Origin of the sequence: uncultured Campylobacter sp. (genome assembly GCF_938045625.1) — a bacterium.
GTDB lineage: Bacteria > Campylobacterota > Campylobacteria > Campylobacterales > Campylobacteraceae > Campylobacter_A.
The window spans coordinates 1-17978 of record NZ_CALIAV010000030.1 but is presented as its reverse complement, the minus strand read 5'-3'; the positions used below and the strand labels follow the sequence as shown (position 1 = coordinate 17978).

Annotated in this window: 8 protein-coding genes; 5 read left to right on the top strand and 3 right to left on the bottom strand. The window is 41.0% G+C overall.

What is annotated here, in order from left to right; all coding sequences use genetic code 11:
- Positions 1-40: 40 nt before the first annotated feature.
- From Q0386_RS02895 to Q0386_RS02875, 5 genes are read left to right on the top strand one after another with little or no spacing between them, the layout of a single operon-like run.
- Positions 41-826, top strand: a complete 786-nt coding sequence (locus Q0386_RS02895; protein ID WP_299026827.1) for an ABC transporter permease — start codon at positions 41-43, stop codon at positions 824-826.
- A complete protein-coding gene (locus Q0386_RS02890; RefSeq protein ID WP_299026824.1) occupies positions 823-2055 on the top strand; it encodes an ABC transporter ATP-binding protein in 1233 nt (410 codons plus the stop codon). Before Q0386_RS02895 ends, Q0386_RS02890 begins: the two co-directional genes overlap by 4 nt.
- The gene (locus Q0386_RS02885; protein WP_299026822.1) at positions 2048-5653 is read left to right on the top strand and encodes a glycosyltransferase; all 3606 of its coding nucleotides are present in this window, start codon (positions 2048-2050) and stop codon (positions 5651-5653) included. The genes Q0386_RS02890 and Q0386_RS02885 overlap by 8 nt, the downstream gene beginning before the upstream one ends.
- Positions 5653-6684: a GDP-mannose 4,6-dehydratase gene (gene gmd / locus Q0386_RS02880; RefSeq protein ID WP_299026820.1), complete on the top strand. Its 1032-nt coding sequence runs from the start codon at positions 5653-5655 to the stop codon at positions 6682-6684. Before Q0386_RS02885 ends, gmd begins: the two co-directional genes overlap by 1 nt.
- Positions 6674-7531, top strand: a complete 858-nt coding sequence (locus Q0386_RS02875; protein ID WP_299026817.1) for an NAD-dependent epimerase/dehydratase family protein — start codon at positions 6674-6676, stop codon at positions 7529-7531. Before gmd ends, Q0386_RS02875 begins: the two co-directional genes overlap by 11 nt.
- A gap of 319 nt (positions 7532-7850) precedes the next feature.
- Here the strand turns inward: Q0386_RS02875 and Q0386_RS02870 are convergent, their stop codons facing one another.
- The 3 genes from Q0386_RS02870 to Q0386_RS02860 form a co-directional block, all read right to left on the bottom strand.
- Positions 7851-11564: a surface layer protein SapB11 gene (locus Q0386_RS02870; RefSeq protein WP_299026814.1), complete on the bottom strand. Its 3714-nt coding sequence runs from the start codon at positions 11562-11564 to the stop codon at positions 7851-7853.
- 199 nt (positions 11565-11763) lie between these two features.
- Positions 11764-15603 (bottom strand): hypothetical protein, encoded by a 3840-nt coding sequence (locus Q0386_RS02865; RefSeq protein ID WP_299026811.1) that lies wholly within the window; start codon positions 15601-15603, stop codon positions 11764-11766.
- A gap of 216 nt (positions 15604-15819) precedes the next feature.
- Positions 15820-17978 (bottom strand): hypothetical protein (locus Q0386_RS02860; protein WP_299026808.1); only part of this gene is annotated, 2159 nt, incomplete at its 5' end.

Sequence of the window (17978 nt, the reverse complement as noted above, 5' to 3'; positions counted from 1 at the left end):
TTGCTAAAATCACGCAAATTTAACTAAATCGGACGAAAGATTGTTTTCAAATATTTATACGTATAGGTTTTTTATCGTAAATTCGGTCAAAAACGAGTTTATAACCAAATTCGCAAAAAGCAAGCTGGGCGTAGCGTGGGCGATACTCCACCCGCTAGCCCAGGTGCTCATCTACGCGACCATACTCTCCTCGGTACTCTCAGCCAAGCTGCCTGGCATCGATAGCAAATACGCCTACGCGATCTACCTAATGAGCGGGATGCTTTGCTGGATGCTTTTTAGCGAGATTTTTTCGCGCTGCATCGGTATTTTTACCGACAATGCCAACATAATCAAAAAAATGTCCTTCCCTAAAATCGTCCTTCCGGCTACCGTAGTTTTAAGCTCGGCGATAAACAATCTTATTTTATTCGCCGCAATAGCAGTCGTATTTGCGTTTTTGGGGCATTTTGCGGGCGTAAATTTGATCTTTTTGCCGATCTTTTCCCTCGTTACGGTGATGCTAGCCGTCGGATTTGGGCTGTTTTTCGGCGTGATAAACGTCTTTATGCGCGACGTAGGCCAGATCATCGCCATCGTATTGCAGTTTTTATTTTGGCTAACGCCCATCGTTTATATGACGAGCATTTTACCGTCAAATTTGCAAGAGCTAATCTACATAAATCCGCTTGTGGGCGTAGTTAGCGGCTATCACGATATTTTGATTTACGACAAGATACCCGATTTTTCGCTTTTGATTTATCCGGCCTTTATCGGCGCGGCAAGCCTTGGGGCTGCGTTTTTCGTTTATAAACGAGCCGAAGAAGAGATGGCGGACGTTTTATGATTTTATCGGTTCAAAATATCTGTAAAACTTACTTGGATTACGAGAGCAACTTTAAGCGATTTGCCTCGTGGTTTAGCAAAAATAAAAAAAATAAAGAAGAAAAAAACGTAAAAACCGTACTAAAAGACGTAAGCTTTGATGTGGGAGCCGGCGAAGTAGTCGGACTAATCGGTCAAAACGGAGCGGGCAAGAGCACCCTTTTAAAAATCATCTCGCGCACGCTAAAGCCCTCAAGCGGCCGCGTAACGAGCGGGGCTAAAATTTCGTCCATCTTGGAGCTAGGCATGGGCTTTCACGGCGACCTAACGGGTAGGCAGAATGCCTATCAGTCCTGCTCTCTCATGGGCTACTCAAAAGAGCAGATCGACGAAATAATAACCTACATCGAAGACTTTGCCGAAATAGGCGAGTATTTTGATTATCCAGTGCGAATTTACAGTAGCGGCATGCAGATGCGCCTTGCTTTTTCGGTCGTCACGGCAAATCGCCCCGATATACTTATCATCGACGAGGCGCTATCGGTCGGCGATGTGTATTTCCAGCATAAAAGCTTTGATAAGATAAAAGAATTTAAAAGCCTAGGCACGACGCTCATCATCGTTTCGCACGATAGCGGTGCGATAAAATCGATCTGCGACCGAGTAATCTTGCTAGAAAAAGGGCAAATTTTAAAAGACGGAGAGCCTGAAGCCGTACTTGATTATTACAACGCCCTAATCTCAAAAAAACAAGACGTGCAAATCTCGCAAATAACCCTGCAAAACGGCAAAATCGCAACCATATCGGGCAACAAAAAAGCCTGCATAAAAAACGTGGAAATTTTAGACGCCGCAGGCAAAAAGATACAAAATTTGGAAGTCGGCAAAAAAATCAAGCTAAAAGTAACGGTGCAAGCAAACGAAAATTTGCCCTCGCTAGTGCTAGGCTATCAGATCAAAAATCGCTTCTCGCAGGTCGTCTACGGCACCAACACTTACCACCTAAAACAAGCTTTAAAAAATCTCAAAAAAGGCGAGGAGTACGACTTTAGTTTTGAATTTGACGCAAATTTGGGCGTCGGGTCGTTTTCTGTAACGATAGCGCTGCACGATAGCGACAACCATCTGCAAAACAACTACGAATGGCGCGACAACGCGATCATTTTTAACGTCGTAAATTTTAGCAAGCCCGATTTCGTCGGCCTTGCGTATCTTGAACCGAGTTTGGAAATAAAGAGAATAAATGGATAAATTTTATAAAAGTTTCGAGGATAAATTTAGGGGAGACAAGAGCGAGATCAAAAAACGCCTGCTTGCTTATGAGCCGTTTTTGCAAATTTTAAAGCAACAAGACGAAAAGCCGGCGGCGGTCGATCTGGGCTGCGGCAGAGGCGAGTGGCTTGAAATTTTAAAGCAAAACGGCTTTGCCGCGCGCGGTTGCGACGTTAGCGACGAGATGATAAAAGAGTGCGAGAAAAACGATCTTGAAGCCAAAGAACAAGGAGCGATAGAATTTTTAGGCCAGTTGCAGGATTCGAGCCTATCGCTCGTTAGCGCCTTTCAGCTTGTGGAGCACATGGAGTTTAGCGAGCTTTGCAAGCTAATAAAGCAAGCGCGCCGAGTTCTCAAAGACGGCGGTATCTTGCTACTAGAAACGCCTAACCCAGAAAATTTACGCGTCGCTACGCTAACTTTCTATCTAGACGTTACGCACGTTAAGCCTATCCCACCGATGCTGCTTGAGTATCTGTGCGAATTTGAAGGCTTTAGCGATACTTTTATGATGAGGCTCAACTCAAATTTGAGCTTTAGCGAGGATTTGCAAAATCAAAACGTCACATTAAGAGACGTTTTAAGCAGCGTCGGGCTTGATTACGCAGTTTTGGGGCTTAAAAACGGCGACGAAAAAACGCGCGAAGCATTTTTAAACGCGGCTAAAAGCGGCTATAGTTTTGAAGAGTTAGCCGATAGATTCGACGTAGCGGCGTTTGAAAATAAAACTCAGATGCTTGAGCTAAAAAACGACGTCTGGAAGGAGTCTTTGGAGACAAAAGAGGCTCTTTGGAAAAGCTCGCTTGAGCTGTTGGAAAGCAAAAATCAAATCGCAAATTTGCAAAACGAAAATGCGCACCTACACGAAGATTTAGAAAATCTACTGGGCAAATATCTCGCGCTAAACCACAAAGTCTACGTCCTAGAAAACGAGGCTCCCGTTATCAAAAACGATATCGAGCATCTTAAAATTTTCGTCGCCAAATTTAAAAAAGTCGCAAAGCCGCTTATTTGGGTATATAAGTTTTTGAGATTTTGTAAAAATTTAGCTAAAGAAAATCTCAAAAAAGCGCTTAAATTCGGTATAAATTTGACGGAGAGAGCGGCAAATAGCCATCCTAAATTTAAGAAAAACCTCAAGATATTTTTAAACAAATTTCCGGCTCTTAGAGCGAGAATCTTTAGCCTAAAAGGTCAGGTTAGAGACGATATCTACGTCTCGCAAGAGGGGGTTTTTGAGCCGAGCGTTTTTGCTTTAAGGCACTCAAGAGAGTACGAGCGAAATTTGGAGCTAAAAAACCTTAAATTTAACGAAAACTTTAGCGAGCTAACCGTCATCGGCAGCATCAGCGGACACTATAGTTTAGCCTCGATAAACAGAAACATCGTATTTAGGCTGCTCGGTAAGGTAAAAAACGTCTTTGTGATCTGCTATCACGAGAACTATTTCGATAAAATCGAAGACATCGCGATAACCAAAGACGAGTACGAAACGCTAAGAAGCATAGTGCCCGATAAAAACGCGCACCCAAAAAGAAGCGACGACAAGGTCGCGATCTACCACCACTACCCGCTGATAGAAGACGTTAGGGAGGGTTACGGCTTTGAGATCGCGGTATTTTTCTGGGAGGAGTCGCGCATCCCGCCTAGGACGATAGAAATTTTAAACTCCAAGTATAAAGGCATTTTAGTTTCGACCTTTTTCATCAAAAAAATTCTCATCGACAACGGTTGCTATACGCCCGTAAAAGTAGCCGACATCCCGCTAAAAATGCCGCCCGAGCCAAGCGTTTTGCAAGAAAATAGCGAACAAAAGCGCGAGATAAAGCTTTTTCACATCTCGTCGTGCCTACCTAGAAAGGGTGCCGACGTGCTACTGCGAGCCTTTAACGAAGCCTGCAAAAAAGCTAAATTCGAGCTAAGCCTAACGATAAAAAGCTTCCCTAATCCGCACAACAGCGTAACCGAGCAAATCGAGCTTTTAGTCGATAAAAAATACCGAAGCAAAATCCGCGTGATACTAAACGAAGATCTAACCGCGCTTGACGTGGCAAATCTCTACGAGCAGTGCGATATCGTCGTGCTACCGACGCGCGGCGAGGGGCTAAATATGCCGGCAATCGAAGGCGTACACTATAAAAAGCCGGTTATCTCCACCGACTATAGCGGCCAGTGCGAGTTTTTGGATGGCAGCTGCGAGTTTATCGGATACAAATTTGCACCGGCCGTTACGCATTTTAATCTAAATTATTCATTTTGGGCGGAGCCTAGCGTCAAGGATCTAAGCGAAAAGATCCTCAAAGTAGCCGAGCAAATTTTACAAAACCGTGCGCCAAACATAGAACCGCTAAAACAGAAGGTAGATGAAATGATGTTTGGCGAGAAAAATGCGCTAAATTTCATCTCGAGCATCTCGCATCTAAAATCCTTTAAAAACAAGCCCGTAGAGCTAAAAATAGCCTACTTTTCGACATATAACGCCGTTTGCGGCATAGCCGAATACTCAAAATACCTAACGGACGAGCTTGCGCGGGCGGGCGCAGATTCGCAAATTTACACTTGGAGCGAGCAAAAGCGCGCCGATGGGTCAAATTTAACCCAAGAAAACGACAATATAAAAGTCTTTGAAATAGAGCGCGAAAAACTACTATCGGGGCTTGAGACGGATGCGAATATAATTTGGCTACAACATCATTTTACCTTTTTCGAGATAGACGAAAAGCTAAAATCAGACGTCCTTGCTCTAAAATCTCAGGGAAAAATTTGCTTTATCACGCTTCATAGTACGAAGCAAATCCTAAACTACCCGCGCCAAACTCAGCAAAACTGGCACGACACGCTTTACGAATTCGACCGAGTATTCGTCCATAGTACCGACGATCTAAATACGCTTAGGCTGCTTGGACTTATCGATAATGTCACGCTAGTACCGCATGGAACGCAAAATTTAACGAGTACTCAAATCAAATGCAAAGAAGCGGACGGCAAATTTATTGTAGGATTTTTAGGACTGCTATTTGCGCATAAAAACCTACCTGTGCTACTAGAAGCTTTTGCGAAATTCAGTCAAAATATAGACGCAAAACTAGTCATAATCAGTCCGGTCGCAAGCGCGGACGGCGAGGCGGAACTACAAAGATGCCGTAAGCTTTGCGAAAAGCTAAATTTGAGTGAAAAAATAGAGTGGCATACGAGCTTTTTACCGATAGAAACTGTAAACGAAAAACTAAGTTGTTGCGATGCGATCGTATTGCCGTACGGACAGACCGATGAGGGTAGTAGCGCAGCAGCCAGAGTCTCTCTAAGTCTTTGTAAAAACGTTATAGTTACGCCGTCAAGAATCTTTAGCGAGATGCAAAATATCACGATAGCGGCGGACGGTTTTAGCGACGAGGATATCCTAGAACAACTCGAAAAAGTAAAAAATAATGAAATAGATGGTAAAATTTATGATAAGCGCATAAAATGGCTAGAAGAAAATAGCTGGCAAAACATCGCCGCTCTTTATTTAAGAATCTTTAAAGCCATAAATACTGATCATAATTTTATGCGACATTTAAAAAACGGAGAAGAATAATGAAAAAAGCTATAATCACGGGCGTCGGAGGCCAAGACGGCGCGTATCTGGCTAGATATCTGATCGATCTGGGATATGAGATCTACGGTGGTTACAGACGAGCGGTGAGCCCGAATTTTTGGAGATTAAACGAGCTAGGTCTTTTAAACGAGCCGAATTTTCATCTAGTCGAGTTTGAGCTAACCGATCCGTTTAATATCCTAAGCGTCGTCAATGAAATAAGACCCGAGGAAATCTACAACCTAGCCGCCCAAAGCTTTGTAGGCGTTAGTTTTAAAGAGCCTTTTCACACTGCAAACGCTACTGGCATCGGCGCGCTAAATATACTAGAAGCAATCAAAGCGGTAGATAAAAGTATCAAATTTTACCAAGCTAGCACATCAGAGATGTTCGGCAAAGTCCAAGCCGTCCCGCAAAGCGAAACGACGCCGTTTTATCCGCGTTCGCCTTACGGAGTGGCAAAGCTTTATGCACACTTTATCACGGTAAACTATCAAGAAAGCTACGATATTTTCGCCTCAAGCGGCATTTTATTTAACCACGAAAGTCCACTAAGAGGACTTGAGTTCGTCACGAGAAAAATCACGAATACGGCCGCAAAAATCGCCCTAAAAAAGGCTAAAACTTTGGAGCTAGGCAACCTAGACGCAAAGCGTGACTGGGGCTACGCTAAAGAATACGTCGAAGGCATGCACGCGATGTTACAAGCGCCAACTCCGGATACCTTCGTGCTCGCTACCGGCGTAACGACCACGGTTAGGGATTTTGTGAAGCTTAGCTTTGAAGCGCTAGATGTCGGAATAAAATTTGAGGGCGAAGGCATAAACGAAGTCGGGCTAAACGATAAGGGCGACGTAATCGTAAAGATAAATCCGGCATTTTTTAGACCCGCGGAGGTCGATCTACTAATAGGCGACGCCTCAAAAGCCAAGCAAAAGCTCGGTTGGAGCGCAAAGACTGATCTAAAGGGACTTTGCGATATGATGATAAAAGCCGATCTAAGACGCATCGAGGCGGGATTTGAGTTCTAAGCGAGTTTTTATCACGGGGATTGAGGGTTTTACGGGTCGCTATCTGGAGCGATACCTTTGTGCGCTCGGCTACGAGGTCTCAGGCGGCGCCCTGAGACCTAGCGCGCCTAATCATACGCGCCTTGATCTGCTTGATAAAGACAGCATAAAAGCCGCCCTTAGCGTTAAATTTGACTACATCATCCACCTGGCGGCTGTATCTTTTGCCATGGCCGATCCCGCCGAGATAAAAAACGCAAATAAAATCGGTACCATAAATTTGCTAGAGGCGCTAGGTTCCGTTAAATTTGAAAAGGCGATCTTTGCAAGCTCAGCTAGCGTCTATGGCGGAGGAGATATGCCCATGTGTGAAAACTCTGCGCTAAATCCGCAAAGCATATATGCCGAAAGTAAAATTTTTATGGAGGAGCAGATAGCTAAAAGCGGACTGCCTTTTATCATCGCGCGCCCATTTAACTACACAGGTACTGGACAAAGCGAAAATTTCCTCATACCAAAAATAGTACGACATTTTAAAGATAGAGCTCATACAATAAAACTTGGAAATTTGACGCCAAAGCGCGAATATAACGACATAAACGACGTCGTGAGAATATACGAGCAACTACTAAAACTCGAAGCTAACGATGAAATTTTTAACATTGGCTCTGGTAAGGCTTATAGTATTGAGCAAATTTTACAAATTTTACGCTGCCTAAGCGGACACGATATAGCTGTGCAAAGCGATCCCCGATTTGTCAGAGCAAACGATCCCGCCCTACTCGTCTGCGATACGGCAAAGCTGCTAAGCTACGACATAGCTCCTTGCGACGGAGATATAAATAATCTACTATATTCTATGCTTTAGATCTTAATATACTTTGGTGCCATTTACCAAAATCTGACATTACAATTATTCTATCTATTTTTATATAAAAACCTTGAGCGACTTGATTTTAGACATTAAGATATCAAAGTTGGCTCATAGACGGCCAAAATTGCAAATTTTGACTACTTTTTTATGCCAGTTTTAGCTTGGAGATCTATACTAAAGTCATAAACTTGATACTAAATAGAAAAATGCGAAATCGCAAACATTATATATCACTAAAAATTGATTTTTATATAAAATTAAATTTGCAAAAAAGAGGTTCGGCAGGTAAAAACCTGCCGAAAAGAAGGAGAAATCAGAATGCGTTAATAGTAACTTCACCAGCATTAACTGTTGTGTTAAGGTTGGCAATATTTACGCCCGATAGCTTAACGATAGTGTCGCCTGCGCCAAAGTCAGTATCGCCACCAGTAGCATTGTACACCAAATACGTATCATTTAGATACGAATAAGCATATATCTTACCGGCTTGGTTGTTAGGACCATCAAAGAATCCGCCAAGTTTAGCTGCAAGAGCAAAGTTATCTTGCGCGTTTCCGTTGGCATTTAGAGTTACTTTTTCTATAGCAGTGGTACCGCCGGCAAATTTGATCTTATCGCCTACATTGATCTTATCTATTGTCACAAGTCTAGTGTGAGACTCGTTGGCACTATCAAAACCTGCACCTATAACCGAAGTACTAACATCGAATGTATCATTGCCCGAACCGCTTTTGATGGTTATATTTTGACCTTTTGGATCTGCGTCGGCATGACCTGGGGTTAGGAAAGTTCCAGTTTTAATGGTATTCTCGCCCTCGCCTGCATCGATTGAAATTTTTGCAGCTTTTTGACCACCCGCTAGAGTAATAGTATCGTCTCCGTCGGTAGCTTTTATGTCCTCTATAACTTTACTTGCAGTATTTGTTATGGTACCTTTCTCTACATTTTTTAAGCCGCTAAAGTCAATTTTTGTTAGCTTTTCAGCATTGGTATCGTCAAACGTGTACTCGTCGGTAGCGTCTGTACCCATATCGCCCGAGATAGTAGCTGTTTTTAGATCATTACCGTCAACTCTTTCAGAACCATTAACAAGCGAGAATTTTGTAGCAGCAGTTACAACCAACTTATCAGCCTGAGCAGACGTAGTAATATTGGCAACGAAATCTTTTGAATTAATATCTTGCTTCATAGTGATTTTAACATCTGTTGAAAGTGGAGTTTGAGTAGAACCCTTATAGACTACAGTATCTGCTACGATACTGGCAAACTTATTTGCACCTATAGTTTTACTTAGGTCTACCGTTACGCTATCAGCACTTACGGGTCCTGTGTTGCCAAGATCAACGATGCCCTTTGTGTTTCCAGCGTCGATGTTTATACTCGTGCTTTCTTTTACTTTTATCTTGCCATCTATAACGGCAGCGCTTTTTAGATCTAGAGTACCGACTTTAACGTCTTTTAATACGTCTTTTAGCGTAATATTTACGTTTTTGACGTAGTTGCCGTTTATATCTCCTATCCCGACCGCGCTAGTCTCGTTTTGGCCCTTGATATTAGTTAAGCTGATATTTACGTTCTCTGCTTTTATATTCGCGATAGATACTTTGCCTGTTACGTCTTTAGCTGTAAAGTTTACGTCATTTTTAACGTCTATGCCGTTACCACTACTTATTTCGACATTAAACCTAGAATCACTAATATCAAATGTAGCGCCACTATTCTTAGATTTGATTTCGTCTGCTATTTTGACGTTACCGATCTTATTAGCTACGAAAGTTATCTCGCCGCCTACATCAAATTTATTTACTTCGATATCGTTTGTGACATTTTTAAAATTAAAATTTGCACCGGCATTTGTCGTCTTTTTCGTAGTTACGTCTCCTACCTTTAAGGCCGTTACGTGGCTTGAGCCTTGATAAACGGTAACAAGATCATTTACGTTTAGTTTTACGCCGTTTTCAGAATCTATCGAGCCAAGATTGTGAAGCTCGACTAGGCTTGCTACAGGCATATTAGCTAGCCCTTTTACGTTGATCTCAGATATGTATTTTAGTCCATTGTTCAAAACGTCAAGAGCACCCAAGGTAGCTATGTTTAGCGTTTTCACTCTCGCGTCCTCGTGGATATCGAAAGTAAATTTCTTAGGATTGTTATTGGTTAGATTTATGGTCTTCAACTCATGAATATTTCTTAGAGAAAGGCCTGAATTTTCAACCATATTTACATTCACGTTGATTGTAGTAGCCTTTGGCGCCTCAATAACGCTGGCTGCATTATCAGTAAGGTTACCATTTACAGTTTTAACCGATTTATCTAAATTTACAGTAAGATTTTTGGACTCAGAAACCCTTACTTTACCGATTAAATCTTGAGGCGTAGTCACGTTATCTATCGCATAATTTATAGTGTCAACAAATTTGTCGTTTATATGCAGTATACCGTGGCCGTTTCCTGCACTGGCCGCTTTTGCATCCACTTTGTCTGTTAAATTTACAGTCGTTATACTAGAACTTGTAACAACTAACGTTTGATCAAGCTGGCCCACTTTTAGGCTCTTAACATCAGTTTGTCCAGTCAAGTCTAGAGCGCTCACGTTATCATTTTTATCAAAGATTTCGATATTATCAACGCCTTTTAATTTAATTTGCTTTAATGCGTCCACTTTTTCTATCTGAAGAGTATCATTGCCGGCACCCATGTCTATAGAAACAGAGTTGGACTCAAGTTTTCCTACTTTTATCGTATCATTGCCGTTACCGCTTTTGATACTAGTGTAGTGAGCAGACTCGGTTAAATCAGCCGTCAAATTTCCAATAAGCGCCGATGCATCAAGGCTATTGACAAAGTCTTTAAATGGAGCATCTGGGTTTTTATCTTTGGTGGATATAGTTAAATCCGCCTCGCCTTTTACCGTGATAAATTTATTTTCCACCTCTTTTATATAACTAGCGTTTTCTCTAGTCGTAATGTTTAAAGTCTCGATACCGTTAAATTTGACCTTAAGAGAGTTTTTGTGGCTGTCGGCTTCCGTATCTGGAGTAACCCTGCCCACATTGTTTAGGATTAAATTTTGCGCGTCATTATTGCCTTTTACTAGATCAGTGTTATAGGCGATACCAACTTCGGTTGAATCTTTTTGATCTATTACCGTTAGATCGACTATATTAGATAGATTTGTTACTCTAACGCCGTTTGCACCATGAGTAGACACGGACTGCAAGCCCTCTACCTTATCTGCATTAAATACTCTTTGGCTATTTGAAGTATTGACTAAATTTAGTCCCTCAATATTTTTAGCATATCCGGTTGTAAAGCCAGTGAAACTATCGTCGATTTTAACATTCAACATATCATTGCCGGCCCCGCCGTCTATCTTGTCTTCAACGCCAAGGGTATTTTTATCAGCAAATGAGCTAACGACCGCGCTATATATATCCACGCCTGCACTTCCGGTTAGTGTTTCAGCCGTGTTGTTTAGCGTATGCACGGTAGCATTTGCCAAGGCATCGATTTTAGCCTTCTGTTCATCCAAATTTGTAGCCGTGGTCGTTCTAATAATTTCTTGGAATATTCCATAATCATAGTTGCCTGAACTATCGGTTTGAATGTTTGGTATTTTTTCAGCCATGTAAGCAGATATAGCAGTCTTGTTTTCAAAAATCTTAGCCGCCACAGGATCTGCCGCTTTTGCGATGTCGGAAGTTGCAACTTCAAATAATTTAACTAGAGTTTCGCCTCTACTGTGACCTAGCTGAAGGTGCAAAACCCACGAATCGATACCGTTTGGATCTTGAGTATAGTCTTTGCCCAGGATGTTTTTATATATTGTTTCGATGTAGCCTCTATCGCTATCTATCGTATTTCCATAGTATGCCAAAGCCGCAGGGGACTCTAGCATTAGCTGGGCTAGCTGAGCTTGGGTTTTATTGGCTCCCGCCGCCACCCATGCGTTAAAGCCCGCGCCTTCAGGGGCACGATTAAATAACGCTACGTAAAGCTGTGCAACTTGTGCTTGTGTTACTGCCATTAAGGACTCCTTTTTAGTGTGTTTCTTGAGTTTTTGGGTATCTTTACAGAATACTATTGCTAATTATAGCATAAAAATACCGGAAAAGAGAAAATGGATAGATAAATTTAAAAATTCAAATGAAGAAAAAGTGTAAAAATTTTATAAAGATTAACCTGCAGTTAAATTTAACTGCAGGTTATACTGCATTAAAGCCGGCTTAGATCGTGAATGTTCCGCTATCCAAGAACGGATTTAGGTCTTCGATATTTTGGCCCGCTAGTTTTACTAGATTATCGCTAGCCGTAAGAGCCGAACTTCCACCATCAGTATCTTTTACTAAGTATGTATCATTTTTATAAGTAAATGCCCATACCTTATTAGCTACAGTAGCAGCAGCATCGGTCAACACTTTATTTACAGCATCTTTTAGTGTATCTTCCGCATTTAGATCCGTAGCTGTATATTTAGCCCACTCGCTTACAGTACCTAGCTCGATCTTGTCGCCTTTTTCGATATTGACTAGAGATACGTATTTGCTGGCATTTGCATCAGTTACTGCGGCATCTAACTTAAATGTATCTACTCCTCTACCGCCGTCGATAGTGACCACGTTAGGTTTTTCCGTAGTGCCTGCAACTGTTATCGCACCGACAGTGATCTCATCTTTACCGTCCGTTGCTACCAAGCTTAGAGATTTCTTGTTTACGGTCATTATGGTCGTTAAATCGATAATGCCGTGCTCAACGCCTTTTAGTCCACTCAAATTTACTGTTTTTAGATTATTCGAAGCGACCAGATCAAGAGTATATTTATCTTCGCCGTCGCCTAGGGTTCCGGTTACCGTAAATGTTTTAGCATCCGCAGTTGATTTAAACACAAATTCATCTTGTCCAACAGAGCCGGTTACATCTATCTTCGAGTCTACGTTTATCTTATCTTTTGAAGCCGCCTCTAAGGTTACAGCTGCACTGGCTGTTATAGCAGAGCTTTTATAAACGATCTCACCACCCTTGATATTTCCTATGGTGTTAGCTTGTAGAGATTTGCTTAGATCTACCGTTACCTTTGAGTCTGCGCCGGTGTCGATATTGCCTATGTTTACTATGCCTTCTGTTACACCAGAGGTAATGTTTACCGCACTCTTATGAATGTCATAGAAATTTGGTGACTCTTTTATAGTTATAGCACCTACATTTAACTCTTTTGCTAGTTTATCGGCTGTTACTGTATATGTAGTGCCTTCGTTTTGGTCGCCATTGCCAAAAGTACCTACGGTCACGGAATCTTTTACATTAGTAAATTTAAGCGTAGCGGTAGAGTCTATCTGGGTTCCGCTGATGTTGCCGATATTAATCTTATCGCCCAAATTTTTAAAGTCGCCGTTTAGCGAATTTAGATTTGAGATGTTGCCTATAGTTACGGCATCTTTGATGCCATCTAGCGATAGATTGGCCTCATGAGCTTTACCGTTGGTAGGGGTTGCCATTAGATCAATATCTACTACTTTAAAAGTTTTTTCTACATTTTTCGCTACGATTTTTATTTCGCTAGCCTCTATACCAGTACTACCGACGGTTACGCTATCTTTCATATTCAAGAAATTTAGCAATATTGCGGATTTTTCCTTTGAATTCGAGATATCTCCCAAATCAAATGCCTTTTTGATATTTCTATAGTCGCCGTCAAGAGAGCTTAGGTTTACGATGTTTCCTATATCTACTCCTCCTTCGACGTCAAATATAGCCATTCTCACGTTATCGGTACTCTCTGTAGCGATAGTATCGGCATCCATATTGCCTATAGTTAGGTCTTTTGCTAAAGTTTTGGCGATTATTACAGTATTACCTGATTTTATATTGCCAATAGTTGCATTGTCTCTAATATCTTCTAAATTTACGTTAAATCTAGCGTTTATTTGGGTATTTGTTGTTACGTTACCTACCTTTAGAACGCCAAGCTGTTTGGCTGTCAAATTTATGCCGTGAAGCGAGCTGTTGTGGCCCAAGTTGCCCAAAATAACATCAGAGTCAGTTGTATCGTCAGATTTGATAATACCTTGAAGACTGATTTCGGAGATATTTCTCAAATGAGCCTCGTTGCTTGTGTTCAAATCTTTTATGTTAAAGCTAGAAGCAGTTTTTACGTTTAATGTGGCTAGTTTATCAAGTGCTTGGAGTGTATTGTTTACTCGTAGTTCAAAATCCTTACCTTCATTTACATAGTTAATAGTCTCGAGAGATGCTGTATCGATTAGTCTAAAGCTATCGACGCTATACTTGGTCTCGTCTGCTGATTTTTCTATGTTCATGTTTAGAGTCTTTAAGCTCGTAGCCTCCAAAGACTGCTCACCGCCGCCCAAGTCGCTCACATTTGAGTATTTGTCTATGTTCATAGTAAGCTTGGTAGCGCTATTGGCAACTATTTGCTTTGTAGTCGCAAAATTTGGCACACGGTAAGTACTCAAGTCGCGATCGGTGAAATTTATAGTATCTAAAGTAGCCGTAGTTACGTTTACCCTTGTAGCTTCCACAAAATCCGTATCAATGTTTAAAGTAGTGATAGCTGAATTTGTAACATTTATAGTATTATTATTCTCTACGACCGTTACAGACTTCACGTCTTGGGCATTAGCTAGGTCTATAGTGCCATTGTTGTCCTTCACAAATGTTACGTTTTCTACGTTGCTTGAGTTTAATCTTCTAGTTCCAGACAGGTCCTCAAACTCTATGCTATCATCGTTAGCGCCACCGTCTATGACTAGATCAGGATTCGCTCCAGCTATACCGTTAAATTTAAATAGATCCTTACCGCTACCGCCTTTTACGCTTTTTAGCTGAGTAGACGTTTTTAGTCCGGCTGTCAAATTTCCGGTAAAGCCTGAAGCATCCAAGCTCTCCACGTCCGTACCGGTGTTAATGTCTAAATTTACATTTCCTTTCACGGTTATGTTTTTATTATTTACATCTTTGATATAGCTCTCTTGGGTTCTTGTGGTGATGTTTAGATTTTCAATACCGTCAAATTTAACGCCTACGTGATTTTTATAGTAATTGTAAGCAGGGTTTGAAACTAGATCGTCCGTTTTATTACCTACGTTTTCTAGTACTAGCTCTTGAGAGTCATTTGAGCCGGCAACGGTGCTTGGGTTGTACACTATCGCTATCTCGCCTCTTTTGATATCGTTGGCAGACAAGGTTACGATTTTTGCTTCATTTGTTAGTCTTGAAGCATAGTCGCCTATCATAACCACATTTTGAACATCTTCCATGTTGTTCATATTGAAATATCTAACAGCATTTGAAGTGTTTGTAATTTCAAGATTTTCGATATTTTTAACACTACCGGTAGTTAGGCCTGTAAAGTTAGTATCAAGTGATACTTTCAACGTATCGTTACCGCCTTGACCGTCAAGCTTGTCTGCTGCCTGGAAAGTATTTTTACCCATAAAGCCGCTTACAACGGTTTCAAAAATATTGTCGCTATTATTACCTTTGATATCGTCTACGTTTGTAGTAAAATTTACTTTTACGGCGTCATCAACTAGTCTTTTTTGGTGAGCTAGGTTGTTGGCGTTTGTTTCGCTGATGATTTGCTTGAATAGAGTATAGTTATAGTTGCCTTCTTCGTCTTTATCTACGTTGCCTATTCTTTGAGAAACGTATTCAGATATAGCTATCTTGTTTTCAAATACTTTAGCAGCTACAGGGTCTGCGGCTCTTGCTATATCAGACTGCGCTACTTCAAATAATTTAACTAGCGTTTCGCCTCTGGTGTGGCCTAGTTGTAGGTGAAGAACCCATGAGTCTATACCGTTTGGATCCTGAGTATAGTCTTTGCCTAAGATGTTTTTATAAATCATCTCTACAAAATCTCTATCATTGTCGATAGCGCCGTTAAAATACGTTTTTACTGCAGGGGCTTGAAGCATAGTGTCGGCAACTTGCGCCATAGTTTTGTTGACGCCGTCGGCCATCCAGTTTCTAAGGCCTTCTCCTTCTGCCGCACGATTAAATAACGCTACGTAAAGCTGTGCAACTTGTGCTTGTGTTACTGCCATTAAGGACTCCTTTTTAGTGTGTTTCTTGAGTTTTTGGGTATCTTTACAGAATACTATTGCTAATTATAGCATAAAAAAATTAAAAGGAATAAAATTTGTTTAAGTATTTTAAAAAAGTTTTAGAGAGAAGCGACTTCTATTTATAAAATAATAGATCAAAGATATCAAATTTTGAATAAAAATTCGGCGATATTAAAACCGCCGAATTTTTGCTTTTTAAAAATTAGTATTTGTTACGGTTAGCATGCCCGAATCCAAGGATGCATCAAACCTATCAAAATGCGACAATCCTGCGAGTTTAACAAGATTATCGTTAGCATTTAATGCACTGCTATTACCATCGCTATCGTTTACCAAATAGGTGTCGTTTTTATATACGAAAGCCCAAACTTTATTTGCAACATTAGCATTGCTATGGGTCAACACTTTATTTGCAGCAGCCGATAGGCTAACTTCACTATCTAGATCTGTAGCGGTATATTTTTCAAAAGCAGCAGTTGCTCCTAGCTTAATCTTATCACCCCTGTTGATATCGGTGATAGTTGTGTATTTGCTAGCAGTAGCATCAGTTTTTACAGCAGACAAGTCAAACGTGTCGTTGCCGGCTCCGCCGCTGATTTCAAATTTCTTATTAGCAGTTAGGGCTGCAGTACCGTCAAATACAAAATCGTCATCGCCAGTACCTAGGCTTACTTTAATATCCTTGGTTTGAGTAGCGTAAAACACCACCTTATCGTTGCCTGCACCGCCCTCTACAGTTTTTAAGCCAGTAGAATATATATTCATTTGGGTTGCAGTAGTTGCGCCTTTGATTGCAGTTAGATCCGTGCTTGCTACTGATGTAGTTAGCTCAACTTTTCCGCTACCGTTTGTGTAGCCACTTAGATCAATAGATTTTAATGCAGTTAAATTAGACGCGTCTACTCGCAAATCTGAATTTTGACCAGCGCTTTTCAAGCTAGAAGGGTTGGTTATACTACCTTTTATAGTCATGGTCTCTATGACAGAGTTACCACCAACTGCATTTATAGTTCCTTTAACGTTAGTTAAATTTGCCACAAAATCCTTCGCCGTGGTATCCACAGGTGTTTGAAGAGTAATTGCAAATTGGCTTACATCATCGCCTGCGTATCCATTTATAGTTAGATTGTTTTGGACATTTACAGTTGTGACACCGGTTATTGGCGCAGTTACGTTTGAAACTTCCATAGTTACGTTTTTACCGCTTACGAACCCAAAAGATGCCGTTTCTAGGTATGTATTTGTTCCAGTATTGATCATTACGTCGCCATCGGTTGCAGTTGCACTTTGTACGCTCAATGATTTTAGGTTATTTACGTTTAAATTTACGCTCACGCCTCTTACATTCCCAAACGTTGCCGTAGCGTCATTGTCGTTAGTGGTAACATCAATATTTACTTTACCGAAATTTTTAACGCCGGTAGAGTTATCGTCAGCAGTTACTGCGCCTACACTTAAATTTTCCTGGCCGACAAATTTGAGAGTTACGTTTTTGGCTGCCGATTTCACATTGCCAACTTGAACACTAGCATCCTGTATATTTGTATTAGTTGTAATATTTACTTCGCCTCTGTGATCCTTATTGTTTACGGTATCTAAAAGTCCTTCGGCATTTACATTGCCTATAGTTACGGATTTTTGGTTAGATACAGTCACATTGATATCTTTTGCATTGGCAGTCAAATTTCCATATGTTAAAACAGCATCTGTTATACCATAAGCTGCATTTGCATTTACCGTCAGACCTTTTGTTGTTCCGATTACACCCTGGATATTAGTAGTGCTTTGTGCAACTGTAGCTGTAGTCTTAATAGTGGCCGAGCCGGCAACCTGTATATCATTAGTAGTTTCGCCAAGCTTCAAACTCTTATATCCGCTAGCAGTTACATTCAGGTCTTTGTTTGCTTTCAAAAAGTTTCTAACAAATACTTCACCGTCCGTTACGCTACTATCTGAGGTATGATTGATGGTTACGTTTCTGCCTATAGTATAAGCATTGCTATTGGCGCCATAGGTAGCTCTAGAGCCCTCCTGTGTAAAGTGCGTTGTTAAATTTACATCGCCTGCAGCATTAATAGAAGTTACATCCAATGTTTTTTGTCCGTTAGCATTTATGGTTACATTATTAACCTGATATGTGTTAGTTGGGGTATTATTATCAAGAAGGCCGATAAATCCGTACGTTACCGTAGAGTCCTCTTTATCCGTAGTAGATATTAGGCTTACGTCTCTAGTGGTATATATTTTATCGTTTGCGGCTACGCTTAAATTCTTTAATCCTTCGGCTTTTAAAGAAATGTCTTGAACGCCTTGAAGAGGAACCGGAAGATAGGTCTTATCGCCTACTGCTCTAA

What these genes read in the sequence shown, in the direction of transcription:
- Q0386_RS02890 (WP_299026824.1), top strand. Translation starts at nt 823, where the DNA reads ATGATTTTATCGGTTCAAAATATCTGTAAAACTTACTTGGATTACGAG.
- Q0386_RS02885 (WP_299026822.1), top strand. Translation starts at nt 2,048, where the DNA reads ATGGATAAATTTTATAAAAGTTTCGAGGATAAATTTAGGGGAGACAAG.
- gmd (WP_299026820.1), top strand. Translation starts at nt 5,653, where the DNA reads ATGAAAAAAGCTATAATCACGGGCGTCGGAGGCCAAGACGGCGCGTAT.
- Q0386_RS02870 (WP_299026814.1), bottom strand. Translation starts at nt 11,564, where the DNA reads ATGGCAGTAACACAAGCACAAGTTGCACAGCTTTACGTAGCGTTATTT.
- Q0386_RS02865 (WP_299026811.1), bottom strand. Translation starts at nt 15,603, where the DNA reads ATGGCAGTAACACAAGCACAAGTTGCACAGCTTTACGTAGCGTTATTT.